A 228-nucleotide genomic window follows, 5' to 3' on the forward strand; every position below is an offset into this window, starting at 1 on the left:
AAGCTGAACGGCCTTGTAGCTACGGAGGAAATCCGAAACAGCGGAGATGGAAATGGGGCAACGATTCCATTTATTGGATTGACTGCCAATGCGTTCAGCGAGGATGCGCATGCCGCTATGGAAATGGGAATGAACGGCTACCTTGCCAAACCGATCAAAAGCTATGAGCTGTATGGTGCCATTGCGGCTCAGCTGAGAAAAAATACCCCGTAGGTGGCTTAGTTTCTT

At 49.6% G+C, this 228-nt stretch carries 1 protein-coding gene; it reads left to right on the forward strand.

What is annotated here, in order from left to right:
* Positions 1–213: response regulator (locus NE619_RS18575; RefSeq protein WP_256133932.1), on the forward strand; the 213-nt coding region annotated here is incomplete at its 5' end.
* Positions 214–228 lie beyond the last annotated feature (15 nt).

This window comes from Anaerovorax odorimutans (genome assembly GCF_024459955.1).
GTDB lineage: Bacteria > Bacillota > Clostridia > Peptostreptococcales > Anaerovoracaceae > Hominibacterium > Hominibacterium odorimutans_A.